The sequence below is a fragment of the Algibacter mikhailovii genome, from assembly GCF_014651495.1.
Classification (GTDB): Bacteria; Bacteroidota; Bacteroidia; order Flavobacteriales; family Flavobacteriaceae; genus Algibacter_E; species Algibacter_E mikhailovii.
The window spans coordinates 282,471-299,996 of sequence record NZ_BMWZ01000001.1; the positions used below are offsets into that span (position 1 = coordinate 282,471).

Genomic DNA, 17,526 nt, shown 5'->3' on the forward strand with positions numbered 1-17,526 from the left:
GAGATAATTTTGCAAAGATACTATAAGTATTTGAGCCCGTGAAATAGGATGCGTTTCAAAGATTAATTTAAAATAAACATTATTTTTTTTGTTTTTTAGCAATGATTGTTGGTATATTTGACATAATTAAGCATTAATTTAACAAACTACGCCTATAGCATAATATTACTTTTAATCATGTAACCCCAAACAAAGAAGCCTTGTATTCTTTGAACTAAAAGTAATTATTATGAAATACCAACCTAGCTCGGATTCAATTTTAGTAAGCAATTACATCAATGGCGATGAATATGCTTTAGAATTGCTTATTATTAGACATAAGCAAAAATTATACAATTTTATTTATGCAAAAGTATATGATAGAGATGTAGCTGAAGATATATTTCAAGATACATTTATTAAAGTCATACGCACACTTAAGCGCGGTGCTTATAATGAAGAAGGTAAGTTTTTGCCTTGGGTTATGCGTATTTCACATAACCTTGTAATAGATTATTTTAGAAAAAATAATAGAATGCCAAAATTTGATAATACAGGCGATTTCAGTATTTTTTCCGTGTTAAGTGACACAAGTTTAAACGCAGAAAAATCTTTGATTAAAGAGCAAGTTGAGAGTGATGTGAGAAGGCTAGTAGATGAGCTTCCCGAAGACCAAAGAGAAGTGCTTTTGATGCGTATTTATAACGACATGAGTTTTAAAGAAATATCAGACAGAACAGGGGTAAGCATAAATACTGCTCTTGGAAGAATGCGTTACGCATTAATTAATTTACGTAAAATTATAGAGAAGCATAATATTGTTTTAACCAATTGATGCAATAAAGTAAAAATTGTTCCGTTATAAATTTGAATTAATCTTTAAATTTAAGAAATGGCAAAAATTTACTCTGAAAATTCTATTAATCAAAAAGAAGAACAATTTGAACCTAAAAAGGAGACTATTGATTTTCTTTTAAGTTATTCAAAGGCTTTAAATGTATTGCATTGTAATGAATTGAAATTTGAAGCTTTACTCAATTAAGTTTTATTAAGTCCTAATTATCAAATTAGGACTTTTTCATTTTATTGTAGGCGCTTAACACTGTTTTTCTGCCTATAGTCTTGGTAATTATATCATTTTCTAAACGCCAACCTCTAGCAGGGGAATATTCCCTGCCGTACCAAATAATTTGAAGATGTAAATCATTCCAAAGTTCTTTGGGGAACAAGCGCTTTGCATCTTTTTCAGTTTGCACTACATTTTTACCATTGCTTAAATTCCAACGGTACATTAATCTATGAATATGGGTATCAACAGGAAAAGCTGGTACACCAAATGCCTGAGACATTACAACACTTGCTGTTTTATGTCCTACAGCGGGTAATTCTTCTAAAAGCTCAAAACTCTTTGGAACAACACCATTATGTTTCTCAATCAAAATTTTAGACAGTCCATGGATGCCTTTGCTTTTCATAGGTGATAACCCCACAGGCTTTATAATTTCCCTGATATCTTCAACCGAAAGTTTTACCATGTCATAGGGATTGTCTGCTTGTTCAAATAGCAAAGGTGTGATTTTATTCACGCGTACATCTGTACTTTGAGCTGACATTAGTACGGCAATTAGCAAGGTGTAAGGATCTTTATGATCTAATGGTATCGGTATTTCTGGGTATAGTTTATTTAGGCTATTTATAACAAAGCGAACCTTCTCTTTTTTGGTCATAAATTGTATTTTTGTTGAAAATCAAAGTTAAGATTATGAAAACGTTAAAACAAGGTGATGTTGTGCCTAATTTTACAGCAAAAGACGAACAAGGAAATAACATTTCTTTGAGTGATTATATAGGGAAGAAGTTAGTTGTATTTTTCTATCCAAAAGCAAGTACTCCAGGCTGTACTGTTGAAGCTTGCAACTTAAGAGATAATTATGAAACCTTGCAGACAAATGGTTACGAATTATTAGGGGTAAGTGCAGATTCTGAAAAACGTCAATCAAATTTCAAAAATAAATATGAGTTCCCATTTCCTCTATTGGCAGATGAAGACAAGACTGTAATTAATACATTTGGTGTGTGGGGGCCAAAGAAATTTATGGGAAAAGAATATGATGGTATTCATAGAACAACTTTTTTAATTGACGAAAAAGGTATTGTTGAACGCGTTATTGATAAAGTAAAAACTAAAGATCATGCCGCGCAAATTCTAATGTAAAAAAAGTGGCCATTTTTCAATGGCCACTTTTTTTCAATTTAAGTTTAATGCTTTTTTCTAATGCGACTTAAGGTTAACGGTTTTCTAGTATAACCAAACAAACGGTAGTCTTTTATTAATTCGGCGGTTCCTTCGGGTACCATTTCTTCCCAGCCACTTTCTCCGGTAGTTATCATTCGCAATATTTCTCTTGAAAAAATATTCATTATGCTTTCATCATAACCTTCTATATCTATGACTTTGCCATTATATTTAAAGAATTTGTAAAGCTCTTTCATACGTGGATAAACTTTTAAGTTTTCGCTGGTAATTAACTCTCCTGTTCCAGGATCTATCATAGGATATAAGTACACTTTTAGATCTTTAAAGAATAACTTCCCAAAGGCTTCAAGTATGCCTCCACTTATATGACGGTAGTATTTTTCATCAAAAATATCTACAAGATTACTAACGCCCATAGCTAGACCCATTCTTGCTTTAGTGTAATTAGAGAAATATTCAACGACCTTAAAATATTCTTGAAAATTAGAAATCATTACGGATTGCCCAAGAGAGCATAATAAATCTGCGCGATCTATAAAATCTTGTTCATCTATTTCCCCTTCTGCTCTTAAATTTGATAAAGTGATTTCAAAAACAACAACGGTCTTCTTCTCGTCAACTTTATTTTCTTTGATAAACATATCGTATGATTTCTCATACATAGCCATGTTAACCTTAGTAACCGGTCTGAAACTACCACGTAGAGCCAAAATGTTTTTCTTATAAAACACTTTAGCAGGCAAAACATTTGTGCCATCAGGCCCAAACATTACAGCATCTGTCATACCGTTTTTTACAAGTTGTAAACTCATTAATCGATTATCAACATTTTTAAAAACAGGTCCTGAAAAATTTATAGTATCAATTTCAACCTGATCATTATCTAAATGATCATATAAATAACGCAGTAATTTTTTAGGTTCATTATATTTATAAAAAGCACCATAAATAAGGTTTGTTCCGAGAACACCTAATGTCTCTTGTTGAAGACGGGCATCTGTTTCTTTAAAGCGAACATGCAGAATAATTTCGTTATAATCGCCTTTGGATTCTACTTGGTATTTTATGCCAACCCAGCCATGACCTTTAAATTGCTTTGCGAAATCAATGGTCGCTACCGTATTCGCGTATGTAAAAAATATTTTGTTCGGGTTTTTTTCACGAGTCAATCGATTTTCCATTAAATCCATCTCGTGAGTCAGCATTTTTCTTAATCGTGCCTCCGTAACATATCTACCATCATCCTCAGCACCATAAATGGCGTCACTAAAGTCTTTATCATATGCAGACATGGCCTTTGCGATAGTTCCAGATGCGCCACCGGCTCTAAAAAAATGACGACAAGTTTCTTGTCCAGCACCTATTTCGGCAAACGTACCGTAAATATTCTCGTTTAAATTTATTTTAAGGGCCTTAGACTTTAACGAAGGGATATCATCAAATTCTTTATCTCCTTTTATAGTAATTTCCATATGCTAAAGGTTAAATTCATTAAGGAGTAAAGATATTAAATAACTATATCAAACGAAAAAATAAGCTTACTTTTGAGTAAAAATTACGGAATTTTGAAAATTACGTTTCTTGGTACGGGTACATCACAAGGAATCCCTATTATTGGGAGTGATCATCCTGTATGCTTGAGCGAAAATCCTAAGGACAAAAGGCTACGCGTGTCGGTTTTAATAGAGTGGGAAGATTACGCTTATGTCATTGATTGTGGTCCCGATTTCAGGCAACAGATGCTTCGTGCTAATTGCAAAAGAATTGACGGCATTATATTTACACATGAACATTCTGATCATGTTTTAGGATTAGATGACATTAGACCTTTCTATTTTAGGCAAGGTGATATCTCAATATTTGCCCATAAACGTGTTCTCAAATCCTTAAAAAAGCGCTTTGATTATATTTTCAAAAAAGAAAACAAATACCCTGGCGCACCATCAGTTCATATAAACAGGTTAAAGAACGCTTCCTTTAAACTAAAAGATCTAGACGTATTACCTGTAAATGGGTTGCATGACAAATTACAAGTTTTTGGCTATCGATTTAATCACTTTGCCTATTTAACCGACATGAAAAGTTTAAAAAATAAAGAGGTTAAAAAGTTAAAAGGCGTTAAGGTGTTAGTTATAAATGCATTAAGGCTTGAGCCACATCGATCCCATTTTAACCTAAAAGAAGCCCTTGAATTTATAAGTGTTGTAAATCCAGAGCGCGCATATTTAACTCATATAAGTCATTTGCTAGGATTTCATGAGGAAGTTGAGAAAACACTTCCTGAAAATGTGTTTTTGGCTTATGACAACCTCCAAATAACTATTTAAAACAAAACTATGAAGCAAAAAATTTTCATCTATTTGTTCGTTTTTTCAATATTATTGATACTATTTCAATATGTAAATGCGAAGCGTGTTTTTGAAGATATGGATAACAAACTAAGTAAGTATAAGTCGCAGTTGGTAAAATACAAAGATTCCGTATCTGTATTGGAAGAAGACATAATGGAGGTTTCACATTTTAACCTTAATAGAAATGAGGATGCCATCAGTTATTTTGAAGATCAAGGCTATGAAATTAATGAACTTATACCATTCATAAAAGATGAACTCTATAAATTAAATGAGGTAAAGGGCGATCATCCCATAGTTCCATATGCCGCTAGTGAAGACCGAAAAATGATGATTAATACGGTGAAATTATTAAATCACAAATGGATTATAGCTGACTTTTCAGATGGTGAATATTGGGGTGAAATCTTTTTAACTTATGAAATAACTGAGAATAAAGAGTTGAAATTTAATTTAGTAGAATATTTTTTATACCCCTTTAACTGAAATTAATTGACTTTATAAGCAATTCCTTTTTGTTTTTTGGTTTCGCCTACATATGAGTATTCGTAGGTGTATGAAGAATCTGTGGTAGTGAGTATCTTTAAGTGGATATCTTTTTCTTCGGCCATATTTTTGGGGTTTATGGTTTTGAAAATAACTTCACATTCATTAATCCACCGTAATTTAGAAGAGTCCGTTTTGTTATTATAATGTTCAACCTGCAACAATTCAGTCCTTTCAAATGTAGCTCTAGAGGATTCACCATTAATATTAACCTCACTATAGAATTTACCTGTTTTAAAGTCTTTGCAATTTCTGGCAGATTCATAGCAGTTTAATAATAGTAAAAATGGTAAAAAACAGAAAACACGCATAACTAGAATTTTAAATTGAAAAGTTAACAAAAGTAAGTTTTTAATTCTGAAAGTTTTTAAAACTACCATCAGTATAAAAAATAACGATACGTTCAATGGATTTATCGTTTTTGACTAGTGGGTTTATTTCTTTTTCTGGCGCCTTAGAAGTAGAGGTAGATGGCTCTGGATTTAATTCAATAAGTTCTTCATTATTTAAATTAGGAAAACTTCCTCTGCCATTAAAAAGCCAATACAAATCAACATCAGGAAAAGCAGTTAGCACTTTAAGTGTAAAATCTAAACTAGGTTTGTTTCTACCGGACAAAATATGAGAAATGCTAGAGCGCTGCACACCAATTTTTTCAGCAAATGATGAGGCTGATTCACCGTAATAATCAATCACTTTCTGTAGTCTTTTTATGAAATCTTCTGTGTTTACCATTGTAAATTAGTTACGCCCCTATATCATGTTACAAATGTAACAAATCTGCTTTAAACACCTGGGTTTTTATTGAATTATCTCACGATTTAATTAAACTAAAACTTAATTATATAATGGTTAATTAATTGATATAGTTTATTTTAAGTATAGTTAAAAATTCTTAATGTTTTTTGTTATGTTTATGTGCTAATATCAAATTTAATAAGGGTACAGTTGTAAACATTTAAAGCGATTTCAGTGTTTACAAATGTAAATTACTAATTGTTTACATTTGTAACCTAAATGAATTAGTATGCAAATAGATGATACACGACGCTTATTTTTAAAATACAAAGAAGAGCATTTATATGGAAGATATATTACGCACAAGGATATCGAACCTTTGTTGAAAAAATTCAATAAAAATATTGATATTGACATCATAGGATATTCGGTTTTAGACCATCCTATTTATGGATTGAAAATTGGTACTGGCAAAAAACGGATACTCATGTGGTCCCAAATGCATGGTAATGAATCCACGACTACTAAAGCTGTTTTTGATTTATTAAACACTTTAGCTGATTCTGAAGCTGTTGTTAAACACATTTTAGAAGCGTGTACCTTATATATAATTCCAATTTTAAATCCTGACGGTGCTTTAGGGTATACAAGAATAAACGCGAATCAAGTAGATTTAAATAGAGACGCGCAGAATTTAACGCAACCAGAGAGCAAAGTTTTAAAATCTATTTTTGAAACTTTTAATCCTGATTTTTGCTATAATCTACATGGTCAACGCACCATTTTTAGCGCCGGAAAAACTAATAATTCCGCAACTGTGTCTTTTCTAGCTCCTGCACAGGATGAAGCTTGTACAATCACAAACACTAGGAAGATTGCTATGGAGGTAATTGCTCAAATGAATAAGGCGTTACAGTCTATTATACCTGAACAAGTAGGGGTCTATGATGATGCCTTTAATCTAAACTGCGTTGGAGACAACTTTCAAAGTAATAATGTTCCAACCATTCTTTTTGAAGCCGGGCATTATAAAAATGATTACGAACGTGAAATAACGCGGGAATTGATTTATATAGCGTATGTAGAATCATTACTTTATATTTCAAGCCAAGAGGTTACAGGCCGTCATTATAAAGACTATTTTGATATTCCTGAGAATGGCAAGTGTTTTTTGGATGTTATAATACGAAATGGAAAAGTAGACGATAAACTTTTAGATATTGGTATTCAATACCAAGAAAAACTAGAAAATGGAGAACTAAAATTTATTCCAAAAGTAGTTGAAATGGGACGTCTTAATGAATTATATGGCCATAAAGAAATTGAAGCGCATGAGGCAGAGGTATTTGGAGAAAATGGAGAAGAATTGACTGAGGGTTACGAAAACGTTTTCGTAATATTAAATAATGAGAAAATCTTATTATAATCGAAATAAAGCGTATAGATTATGAGGTTTTTTTAATGAAAATGTATTAATTTTGACGTCTATTTAAGAATAGTTTATTATGGGAAAAATTAAATTGGACGAAATCGATCATCAAATACTTGATATGTTAATCGATAACACTAGAATACCTTTTACAGATATTGCTAAAAAATTATTAATATCAGCAGGTACTGTTCACGTACGCGTTAAAAAGATGGAGGAATCAGGTATTATAAAGGGGTCTTCCTTAATGTTAGATTATAAAAAATTAGGATACTCGTTTATTGCTTATGTTGGCGTTTATTTAAACAACACGTCTCAAACTAAATTTGTGTTAGAACGTATCAATGAAATAGCGTATGTTACTGTAGCCCATATTACAACAGGGAAATTTAATATTTTTTGTAAAATTAGAGCAAGAAGTACCGAGCATGCTAAGGAGGTTATCTTTTTATTAGATGATATTGAGGGTGTTTATAGAACAGAAACAATGATTTCATTAGAAGAAAGTATTAACGATAAAAAACGTTTGATGCATTCTATTTTTAATGATATGTAATTAAATTTTTAAGTTATATTTAGAGCCCAATTTGGGCTCTTTTTTTTTGAGCTTTTTCTATACTTGTAATTTATGGATTTAACTGCACTTTTTATAGATAAACTTTGAGCCTAAACATAAAATCTAGCATATTTGCGTAAAAAAGAAAAATAATTTAAACCTTAACCTACCAATAACCTAATTTATGATATTTAATTCAATTGAGTTTTTTGTTTTTCTCTTTCTGGTTTACGTCCTGTATTGGGGAATTCTTAAAAAGAAACATACTGCTCAGAATATACTATTATTAGTTGCAAGTTATATTTTTTATGGCTGGTGGGATTGGAGATTTTTATCCTTAATTCTACTAAGTACAATAGTGGATTATTTTGTAGGCATGCAAATTGATAAGCAGAGTAGTCATTCTAAAAGAAAGCAATGGCTATGGGTTAGTGTTCTTTTTAATGTTGGTCTTCTAGGTTTTTTCAAGTATTATAACTTTTTTGTTGAATCTTGGATAGAAATGTTTGAAGTTATGGGCTATAGTATAAAAAGCACTTGGACCCTTAAAGTCATTCTCCCTGTAGGTATTTCGTTTTATACCTTCCAAACCATGTCTTATTCATTTGATATTTATTATAAGAAACTAAAGCCCACTAAAGATTTTCTGTCTTTTGCCGCTTTTGTAAGTTTCTTTCCGCAATTAGTTGCAGGTCCAATTGAAAGGGCTTCAAATTTACTTTCTCAGATTACCAATAAAAGAACTTTTAGTTACAATCAATCAGTTAGTGGTCTTAAATTAATTCTCTGGGGCTTGTTTAAAAAAATAGTCATTGCTGATGCCTTAGCGCCTATAGTTGATGACGTGTTTGCTAATTATAGTACATATCCAGCCTCGTCGCTTATTTTAGGCGTTGTTTTATTTAGCTTTCAGGTATATGGAGATTTTAGCGGATATTCTGATATTGCCATTGGTACAGCTAAACTCTTTGGAATTGAGTTGATGTCCAACTTTAAATTCCCCAACTTCTCAAGGAATGTGGCCGAGTACTGGCAGCGATGGCATGTTTCTTTGTCTACATGGTTTAGGCATTATATCTATATTCCTTTAGGAGGCTCTAGAGTGAGTAAATTAAAATCTGTTAGAAATATAATTATCATTTTTTTAGTCAGCGGGTTTTGGCATGGCGCAAATTGGACTTTTATATTTTGGGGGGCATTTCATGCAGTAGCATTTATTCCTGTTTTTTTACTAGGTAGAAATACAATCTATAAAAATACCGTTGTTGGAGAACATTCTATATTTCCTTCTTTTTTAGAGATTGGACAGGTCTTATTAACCTTTGCAATAGTTACATTTTCAAGGATATTCTTTAGGTCTGAATCTATAACCGATGCCTTCGGTTTTATAAGAAGAATATTTGAAAATTTCTCCTATAGTGAATACTTACATCCTATGGGCTACAGAATGATTGATTATTACGTATTGATTGTTTTGTTCGTTATATATGAGTATATCATAAGAAAAGATGAACGATCGCCGTTTAAGTTTAAGTCTAAATATATTAGATTTCTAGCTTATGCGGTTGTGATTTTCTTTATGCTTTTATTCTATGACAGCGGCTTTGATAGGTCGTTTATCTATTTTCAATTTTAAGAAACGACATAGGGTTGGTTTATTCTGAAGGTGGCTCCTAAGGCTTCGTCTTTAAAACAAGCGCGATAAAGCAATTGAGAAGATCTTTAATTATAGTATCTCAAGGTATTTAAGAATATTTCATTTTACTATCGGAAGGCTTTAAAATCAGAATCTAACATCTAAATCTAATCGAATCCTATCACCAGTTTCTTTTGTCAAGCCGAATGGAATCAATTGCTTAACCTTGTAATACTTCAAAGTTAGTTTCATGTTTTTTGCCAAAAGATAACTAGCAACAAGTTCTACACCCTGCAAATTGGTTAAACGTCCATCGGGTGAATCGAATGCTGAATAATCCCAACGAGCCCAGTCGTTTTGTGCTAAGAAATCCACAACGGCATAGCGTTCTAAATAAGTATAGGATGCTTTGAATTTCCAATCACCTTTTTCCCTATAATGCCCATAGGCAATTCCGGATATAATGCCGTGTACTTGATTTTTAAATTCGGTTTCTATATTGGGGTTTGCACCATAGTCCTCAAAATTGTAATAATAGTCAAACTCTAAATTTAAATGTTTATGGGGTAGTAGGGCGTAGGTTGCTCCCAGGTTCAAAATGGAGTAATCGAAAATAAAGGTTTCACCGCCATCAGGGATATTGGGTATATTTCTGAATAAATATAAGGATGAAAAAATGTTTAGTCTAGATTGTAATAGTACAGCATGTGCTTGTAGTCCTTGAAAATAGCTGTCTTGATTAAGACTAGTTCCGTTTGCTCTAATTATAAAATGACCAACATTCAGGTCTAATTTGGATATTTTTTCATTTTTAAACTGAAATTTCTTCTTGAAGAAGACACCTTCTGGATAAACGTTGTCACTCCAAAATAATTCATGCTGTTTGTAAAAAGGGAAGGTGTTTTTGCCCAACCAAAACGCATACCCTTTTTGTTGTACCTTAAAATAAAGTTTCTCAAAACCAATAGGTAAAGTATTGAATTCACCAAAACCATCACCTAATGTAAGTTGAGGGTCTTGTTGTTTGTTGGGAAAACCCGTTCTTATTCGAGCTCCAAAAGAGCTCCATTCATTTGTTTTATAGTCAAACCCAGCTCTGAGTCTATAGCGTAACCTTGTGCGATTATCTCTATATGTACCATCTGGTCGTTTAGAATTCCAGTCTTCTTCTACACGAAATCTAAAATCGGCATTAAAATTCAGCTTTTTACTTTCTTGACTTAAAGTGCTGAAAGGCAGTATGAAAACACACAGAAAAGATAGGTAATGTATAAATTTAGACATTAAAGTAGTTAGTTTATAAACAAGGATAAACTTAACCATAGAACTGTCATAAATAAAATGACTTACATCATAAACTGAAGAAAAACTTAGCTACCTAACAAAAAATGCCTTAAATCATCATAGGTTGATATTGTAGTGGCTTCCTTTTCTTTACCCATAACCTCTTGAATTTGTTCTGGTAAAGGTTGTTCTTCCTTAATAACATCTTCAACAACATCCAAGAATTTAGTAGGGTGTGCGGTCTCTAAAAATACAGTATGCGCATTGTTGTTTTCTTGTAAATACGATTGGCAGCCTAAATAACCTACAGCGCCATGCGGATCAGCAACGTAGTTGTAGTTGTTGTAAATTTCGAGCATGGCCTCTCGTGTTTCATCATCTGTAAAACTGTAAGAAGATAAATTCGCTTTGAGAGATTCAAACGTGTTCTTATAAATCTCTTGAATTCGAATGAAATTGCTAGGAGCACCTACATCCATGGCATTCGAAATCGTCTGAATAGATGGTTTTGGTTCATATAGCTGAGAGATTAGGTATCTAGTCACTACATTGTTTACGTTGTTTGAAGCTATAAAATGTTTTATGGGTAGCCCTAATTGTTGCGCCATCATCCCTGCACAAACGTTGCCAAAATTACCACTAGGGACAGAAAAAACTATATCTTCATACTGTTTATGCAATTGCTTATAAGCAAACATAAAATAAAACAATTGAGGCAACCAGCGAGCAACATTAATTGAGTTTGCCGAAGTAAGTTGCATATGTGAGGTTAAGGACTCATCAAGAAAGGCTGTTTTAACCATAGCCTGACAATCATCAAAGGTGCCGTTCACTTCTAGCGCTTTTATGTTTTGCCCTAAGGTCGTTAATTGTTTTTCCTGAATATCACTAACTTTTCCACTTGGATATAGAATAACTACATTTACTCCTTTTACGCCTAAAAACCCATTGGCTACAGCACCTCCAGTATCACCAGACGTAGCAACTAAAACGGTAACTTCTTCTTCATTATCTATATTAAAATAACCTAAACATCGTGCCATAAAACGCGCACCAACATCTTTAAATGCCATGGTTGGTCCGTGAAATAATTCTAAAGTAGATATATGCTCGTTAAGCTTAACTACAGGAAAATCAAAAGACAAAGTTTCCTCAACAATCGTTTTTAAAACATCTTCAGGGATTTCGGGAGCAATAAACTGTTTAATGGCTTCAAAACCAATTTCTGAATACGACAGGTTATCAATATTATCAAAAAACGATTTTGGTAATGGTGTTATCGTTTCCGGAAAATATAAGCCTTTATCAGGCGCCAAGCCTTTAATAACGGCATTTTTGAATGTAGTGTTAGGAGCTTTATGGTTAAGTGAGAAATAATTCATTGTTATTACTTTAGTATTTTAACACCTTCGGTATTTATTTTAGAAACATGGATATCAAAATCTATATCTGTCTTAGAATATACATTTTGCATCGCTACTTTAATATTGTCTGCGGTACTTTGTCCTTTACTTAATGAAAAAATTGAAGGACCGGAGCCTGAAATACCTACGCCCAAAGCACCAGCTGTTAAAGCAGCTTCTTTGACAGCATTAAATTCAGGAATTAATTGACTTCTATAAGGTTCAATAACCACATCATTTAAAGAATCACTGATGAGCTCATAATCATTTGTGTGTAAACCATGAACTAAACTTCCCAAATTAGCCCACTGTTCAATAGCTTGACTCAGCGGTATATTGGAGGGTAGTATGGCTCTGGATTCTGAAGTCTTAATTTCTATTTGAGGATGAATTATTGTGGCGTATAAATCTTCTGGCGATGGAATATTAAGAATCTTAAGTGGAGCTACACTTTTTACTAATGTAAATCCACCAAACAGGGCAGGAGCCAAATTATCGGCATGTTCGCATTTACTAGCTAAAGCTTCCCCTTTAATAGCAAATTCTGTAAGCTGCGTCTTATTAAACGGACGCCCAATAAGTTCATTCATTCCAAAAACACTACCAACAGCACTGGCAGCACTACTGCCAATACCACTACCTGGTTTAATATTCTTGTAGATTTCAATTTCAAAACCAAAATCAACATCTATGGCCTCATACATCGCTAGCGCCGAAACACCGGCAACATTTAATGCTGCTTTATAAGGCAAATCGAAACCTTCAATATGAGAGATAAAGATGCCTTTTTGTTCAATTTTACGAATGACCATCTCATCTCCAACGCTATCTAGACAAAAGCCTAATACATCGAAACCACAAGCCACATTGGCTACAGTAGCGGGAGAAAATATTTTTATTTCGTTCATTTTATCTATTAAATAGTTCTCGACTGCACTCGAACAGAAGCTTGAACTTTTTTTATGTAACATGATTAATACCCGTTTTTGTCCAACGTCCTAGTCGTTACCTAATCTTATAATATCTGCAAACAATCCGGATGCTGTTACATCAGCACCAGCACCAGCACCTTTTATGATCATAGGATTTGTTGGGTAGCGCTCTGTATAAAACATCACAATATTATCACTACCTTCTAAATTATAGAAAGGATGTCCTTCTGGAATTTCTTGTAACCCTACACTTGCTTTTCCATTGTCAAATTTGGCAACGTACTTAAGTTGACTATTATTTGCTTTTGCAGAGGCGTACAAGGCTTGATAGTGGGCTTCATCTTGAATTAATGTTTCATAAAAATCATCAACAGAACCGCTTTTTTGTCCGGATTCAGATAAGAATGAACTATTCTCAATATCTTCTAAATTCATCTCAACACCACTTTCTCTTGCAAGAATTAAAATCTTACGTGCAACATCAACACCACTTAAATCAATTCTCGGGTCCGGTTCTGTATAGCCTTCAGCTCCAGCTTGTTTCACAATGTCATAGAATTTTGTTGAGTCATTGAAATTATTGAATACAAAATTTAAACTTCCGGATAAAACCGCCTGAATAGAATTAACTTTATCACCAGAGGCGACTAAATTATTCAAGGTATCAATAATAGGTAAACCTGCGCCAACATTTGTTTCAAATAAGAATGGCGCATTGTATTTTAGTGATAAGCGTTTTAGTAATTTGTAGTTTTCAAAATCACTAGAACATGCTATTTTATTACAAGCCACAACGGCTATACTTTCTCTTAGATATTGAGCGTATAATTCTGAAATTTCCTTATTAGCTGTAACGTCTACAAAAATACTGTTTCGCAGGTTTAGGGCCTTAACGTTTTGGAAAAAGCCTTGTAAACTAGCTTCTTGACTATCAGCTAAATCTGCTTTCCAATTTTTTAAATCCAAGCCGTGCTCATCAAATATCATTCGTCTTGAATTTGATAATCCAACAATACGCAATTTGATTTTTAAATTGTCTTTAAGGTACTTTTTCTGTTGTTTTATTTGTTCTACTAAACGTTCACCCACATTCCCAACGCCAGTAATAAATACATTAATTTGTTTGTTTTGAGCTTCAAAAAACTGCTCATGTAAGGTGTTTAATGCTTTTTTTACATCCTTTTCACCGATAACTGCGGTGATGTTTTTTTCTGATGCGCCTTGTGCAATAGCTCTTATGTTAATATTGTTTTTACCAAGGCTACTAAACATTTTGCCACTAATGCCTTGGTGGTTTTTCATATTATCACCCACTAAAGCAATAATTGACAAACCAGTTTCTATAATTATGGGATCAATTTTATTAAGCTCAATTTCATTTTCAAACACAGCATCTATTGCTACTTTAGCGGCTTCGGCATCTTGCGCTTCAATAGCTAGGCAAATTGAATGTTCTGAAGACGCTTGAGTGATCATTATAATATTAATCTTTTCTTGAGATAATGTTTCAAACAAACGTTTTGAAAAGCCCGGAATCCCTACCATTCCACTACCTTCAAGAGTTAACAGCGCTATGTTACTAATATTACTAATACCTTTTACGGGCGCAGTAGAATTAGTTTCATCATTTGAAATAATAGTCCCTACAGCCTCAGGTTCAAGCGTGTTTTTTATATGAATCGGAATGTTTAAACTCAATACCGGTTGCACGGTAGGTGGATACAATACCTTAGCTCCAAAATGCGAAAGCTCCATGGCTTCTTGATAAGAAATTTTATCAATAGGGTAAGCTTGTTTTACCAATTTTGGGTTGGTAGTAAACATGCCGCTAACATCGGTCCAAATTTCTAGCTGATCAACATCTAATGCTGCAGCTACAATAGCAGCAGTAAAATCAGATCCTCCACGACCAAGCGTAGTAATTTCACCAATTTTAGATTTTGAAATAAACCCAGGAAGAATAGTTATATCTTCTTGAACGGTTTTAAAATAATCCTTAATATTTTCATTGGTAATGCTATAGTCAACTTCTGCTTTTGAAAAATTTGAATTGGTAATAATTAATTCCTGTGAGTTCTTTCTATTTGCAGATAGACCTCTATTTTTCATAGTTTCAGCAATAATGAAAGATGAAAGCAATTCACCATAACTCACTAATTTATCTGAAGTTTTAGGAGATAATTCATTAATTAAATAGATGCCCTCCAATAAACTTTTTAACCCTCTTAGTCGTTCTTCTACGTAGCCTAAAATAGTTTTACTATCGCTAGGATTTAGTTCTTTTATGAGATCAAAGTGCTTCGAAACAATATCTTCATAAGTTTCTAAAAAGTTATGATCTTTATTTAAAGCTTGATTTCCGGCTAAAAGTAATTTATCGGTAATGCCTCCAACTGCAGAAACCACACAAACTACGGTATCACTTTTTCCGTAGTTTTCTAAAATATTAATGACGTTATTTATGTTTTTTGAAGAACCTACTGATGTTCCACCAAATTTTAAAACCTTCATGTTTTAATGTCTTGAATAATTAAAAATAATACTTGAAATACTGTGATTACAAAAATCACATAAATAGCCTGAAGAATATATAACTAGCAACCCCAAAGGGTCGTGAAATTTGTAGTTGTACCAATAATAGAAGCTGTCTCTTTAATAAATAAAGAAATAGAAAACTTAATTGTTTGGCTGAAATGATTCATTATCGCTATATAATACACCTCAAAAGTATTACATTTAACTCTATAAAAAAACTAATTCATTTTTTTTACGGTATTCTTATATTGATTGGTATTTCATAGAAAATAAATGAGAAACTATAATAAGAACTGAAAAATCAATAACAAACTAGAATAATGAAAATATTCTCTAAAGAGCAAATATATAGCGGGGACAAAATTACAACAGAACGACAAAATATTTCATCTACTGATTTAATGGAGCGTGCTGGGGTTAAAATTTTTAATTGGATACATGCTCGAATGCAAGGCGCTCAAGTACCTATTCATATTTTTTGCGGCATTGGAAATAATGGAGGAGATGGGCTGGTATTAACACGGCATTTAATTACTCACGGCTATAACGTTCATACGTATATTATTAATTGCAGTGACAAGCGTTCTAAAGATTTTTTAATCAATTATGATCGTGTTAAGCAAGTAACAAAAACATGGCCTACGCTTTTGAATTGCAGTGATGATTTTCCAGAAATAGGTTTAGAAGATATTATTGTTGATGCCGTTTTTGGTATCGGTTTAAATAGGCCTATTGATGAATGGTTAAAAAATTTATTTAAACATTTTAGGTCCAGCAAAGCATTTACTTTATCCATTGATATACCTTCAGGACTTTATACAGATAGGCCTATTGTTGATGAAGATGCCGCTGTTTGGGCTGATTTTACTTTAAGTTTTGCATCGCCGAAACTCGTTTTCTTTTTACCGGAAACAGCACAATATACTCAAGAATGGATGGTTTTGGATATTGGATTAGACTCTGATTTTTTATCAACCACACAAACTATTGCAGAGCTGATTGGTAAATTTGAAATACTACCCAATTATATACCAAGACATAAATTTTCACACAAAGGCAATCACGGACTTGCCTTAATAGTAGGAGGGCGGTATGGAATGATTGGCGCGGTAACTTTAGCTTGTAAAGCAGCTTTAGCTGCTGGTTCAGGTTTAGTTTCAGCTTATGTACCCAAGTGTGGTTATGTACCTTTACAGACCTCATTTCCTGAAGGGATGGTTCTTACTTGTGATGATGAACAAATGATAACCTCCATAAGTTTTCAAACGCAACCATCCGTTGTTGGTATAGGCATTGGCATTGGTACTCATGCTAAAACGGTTAGCGCTTTTAGAGCGTTTTTAGAACAAAATAAATCACCACTTGTTGTTGATGCTGATGGTATTAATATGCTATCCAAAAACAAGGATTTGTTAAAATTACTACCAACCCAAACTGTTTTAACGCCACATCCTAAAGAACTTGAACGCTTAATTGGTGTCTGGAAAAATGATTTTGATAAGCTTGAAAAAGTGAAAGCTCTGTCAAAAGAACATAACGTTATTGTGGTTATTAAAGGCGCTAATTCCATAACAGTTTTTGATGGTAAGCTTTACATAAATACAACAGGTAATCCTGGCTTAGCCACTGCTGGTTCTGGTGATGTACTAACGGGAATAATTACAGGGTTAATAGCTCAAGGCTACAATGCACTTGTTGCCGCCATATTTGGAGTGTATTTACATGGGTTATCTGCAGACATTGCAGCGTTTAAGCACGGGTATGAGAGTCTGATAGCTAGCCATGTCATTGACCACTTAGGGCCTGCGTTTTTGAGTTTACTTAAAAAAACCAAAGAGACTGAAGAATCCAGTCAAAGTAAAGAAAAATAAAAAAGCCCC

The 17,526-nt window shown here is 33.1% G+C and carries 17 protein-coding genes; 9 read left to right on the forward strand and 8 right to left on the reverse strand.

The window, feature by feature from the left end; translation table 11 throughout:
- Positions 1-229: 229 nt before the first annotated feature.
- Entirely contained in the window at positions 230-814 is a 585-nt protein-coding gene (locus tag IE051_RS01240; RefSeq protein ID WP_189358686.1) for an RNA polymerase sigma factor, read from the forward strand.
- 57 nt (positions 815-871) lie between these two features.
- Positions 872-1,021 carry a hypothetical protein gene (locus tag IE051_RS01245; protein ID WP_189358688.1) on the forward strand — a complete coding sequence of 50 codons (150 nt, stop codon included), beginning with the start codon at positions 872-874 and terminating at the stop codon, positions 1,019-1,021.
- A gap of 25 nt (positions 1,022-1,046) precedes the next feature.
- Here IE051_RS01245 and IE051_RS01250 read toward each other — a convergent pair whose 3' ends face one another.
- Complete coding sequence (locus IE051_RS01250) at positions 1,047-1,706, reverse strand: endonuclease III domain-containing protein (RefSeq protein WP_189358690.1); 660 nt, start codon at positions 1,704-1,706, stop codon at positions 1,047-1,049.
- Between the two features lie 35 nt (positions 1,707-1,741).
- Here IE051_RS01250 and bcp point away from each other — a divergent pair, with 35 nt between their 5' ends.
- Complete coding sequence (gene bcp / locus IE051_RS01255; RefSeq protein WP_189358692.1) at positions 1,742-2,194, forward strand: thioredoxin-dependent thiol peroxidase; 453 nt, start codon at positions 1,742-1,744, stop codon at positions 2,192-2,194.
- Between the two features lie 44 nt (positions 2,195-2,238).
- On the opposite strand, the gene IE051_RS01260 is transcribed toward bcp, so the two are convergent.
- The gene (locus tag IE051_RS01260) at positions 2,239-3,708 is read right to left on the reverse strand and encodes a TonB-dependent receptor (RefSeq protein WP_189358694.1); all 1,470 of its coding nucleotides are present in this window, start codon (positions 3,706-3,708) and stop codon (positions 2,239-2,241) included.
- A gap of 93 nt (positions 3,709-3,801) precedes the next feature.
- On the opposite strand from IE051_RS01260, the gene IE051_RS01265 reads away from it, so the two are divergent.
- Positions 3,802-4,563, forward strand: coding sequence for an MBL fold metallo-hydrolase (locus tag IE051_RS01265; protein ID WP_189358696.1), 762 nt, complete (start codon positions 3,802-3,804; stop codon positions 4,561-4,563).
- Positions 4,564-4,572: 9 nt separating this feature from the next.
- A complete protein-coding gene (locus IE051_RS01270; protein WP_189358698.1) occupies positions 4,573-5,073 on the forward strand; it encodes a hydrolase in 501 nt (166 codons plus the stop codon).
- A gap of 2 nt (positions 5,074-5,075) precedes the next feature.
- On the opposite strand, the gene IE051_RS01275 is transcribed toward IE051_RS01270, so the two are convergent.
- Complete coding sequence (locus tag IE051_RS01275) at positions 5,076-5,444, reverse strand: DNA topoisomerase IV (RefSeq protein WP_189358700.1); 369 nt, start codon at positions 5,442-5,444, stop codon at positions 5,076-5,078.
- 40 nt (positions 5,445-5,484) lie between these two features.
- Positions 5,485-5,868: a helix-turn-helix domain-containing protein gene (locus IE051_RS01280; protein ID WP_189358702.1), complete on the reverse strand. Its 384-nt coding sequence runs from the start codon at positions 5,866-5,868 to the stop codon at positions 5,485-5,487.
- A 292-nt stretch (positions 5,869-6,160) separates the two neighbouring features.
- Between IE051_RS01280 and IE051_RS01285 the strand changes: the two genes are divergently transcribed.
- The 3 genes from IE051_RS01285 (at position 6,161) to IE051_RS01295 (ending at position 9,492) form a co-directional block, all read left to right on the forward strand.
- Positions 6,161-7,297 carry a M14 family metallopeptidase gene (locus IE051_RS01285; RefSeq protein ID WP_189358704.1) on the forward strand — a complete coding sequence of 379 codons (1,137 nt, stop codon included), beginning with the start codon at positions 6,161-6,163 and terminating at the stop codon, positions 7,295-7,297.
- 79 nt (positions 7,298-7,376) lie between these two features.
- Positions 7,377-7,856: an Lrp/AsnC family transcriptional regulator gene (locus tag IE051_RS01290; protein WP_139694853.1), complete on the forward strand. Its 480-nt coding sequence runs from the start codon at positions 7,377-7,379 to the stop codon at positions 7,854-7,856.
- A gap of 184 nt (positions 7,857-8,040) precedes the next feature.
- On the forward strand, positions 8,041-9,492 hold the full coding sequence (locus tag IE051_RS01295) for an MBOAT family O-acyltransferase (RefSeq protein WP_189358706.1): 1,452 nt from the start codon (positions 8,041-8,043) through the stop codon (positions 9,490-9,492).
- A gap of 147 nt (positions 9,493-9,639) precedes the next feature.
- Here IE051_RS01295 and IE051_RS01300 read toward each other — a convergent pair whose 3' ends face one another.
- From IE051_RS01300 to thrA, 4 genes are all read right to left on the reverse strand, one after another.
- A complete protein-coding gene (locus IE051_RS01300) occupies positions 9,640-10,776 on the reverse strand; it encodes a putative porin (RefSeq protein ID WP_189358708.1) in 1,137 nt (378 codons plus the stop codon).
- Between the two features lie 86 nt (positions 10,777-10,862).
- Positions 10,863-12,158, reverse strand: coding sequence for a threonine synthase (gene thrC, locus IE051_RS01305; RefSeq protein ID WP_189358710.1), 1,296 nt, complete (start codon positions 12,156-12,158; stop codon positions 10,863-10,865).
- 5 nt (positions 12,159-12,163) lie between these two features.
- Positions 12,164-13,087: a homoserine kinase gene (locus IE051_RS01310; RefSeq protein WP_189359358.1), complete on the reverse strand. Its 924-nt coding sequence runs from the start codon at positions 13,085-13,087 to the stop codon at positions 12,164-12,166.
- Between the two features lie 90 nt (positions 13,088-13,177).
- Positions 13,178-15,622, reverse strand: a complete 2,445-nt coding sequence (thrA, locus tag IE051_RS01315; RefSeq protein WP_189358712.1) for a bifunctional aspartate kinase/homoserine dehydrogenase I — start codon at positions 15,620-15,622, stop codon at positions 13,178-13,180.
- Positions 15,623-15,966: 344 nt separating this feature from the next.
- On the opposite strand from thrA, the gene IE051_RS01320 reads away from it, so the two are divergent.
- Positions 15,967-17,517, forward strand: coding sequence for an NAD(P)H-hydrate dehydratase (locus tag IE051_RS01320; RefSeq protein ID WP_189358714.1), 1,551 nt, complete (start codon positions 15,967-15,969; stop codon positions 17,515-17,517).
- The last annotated feature ends 9 nt before the right edge of the window (positions 17,518-17,526 follow it).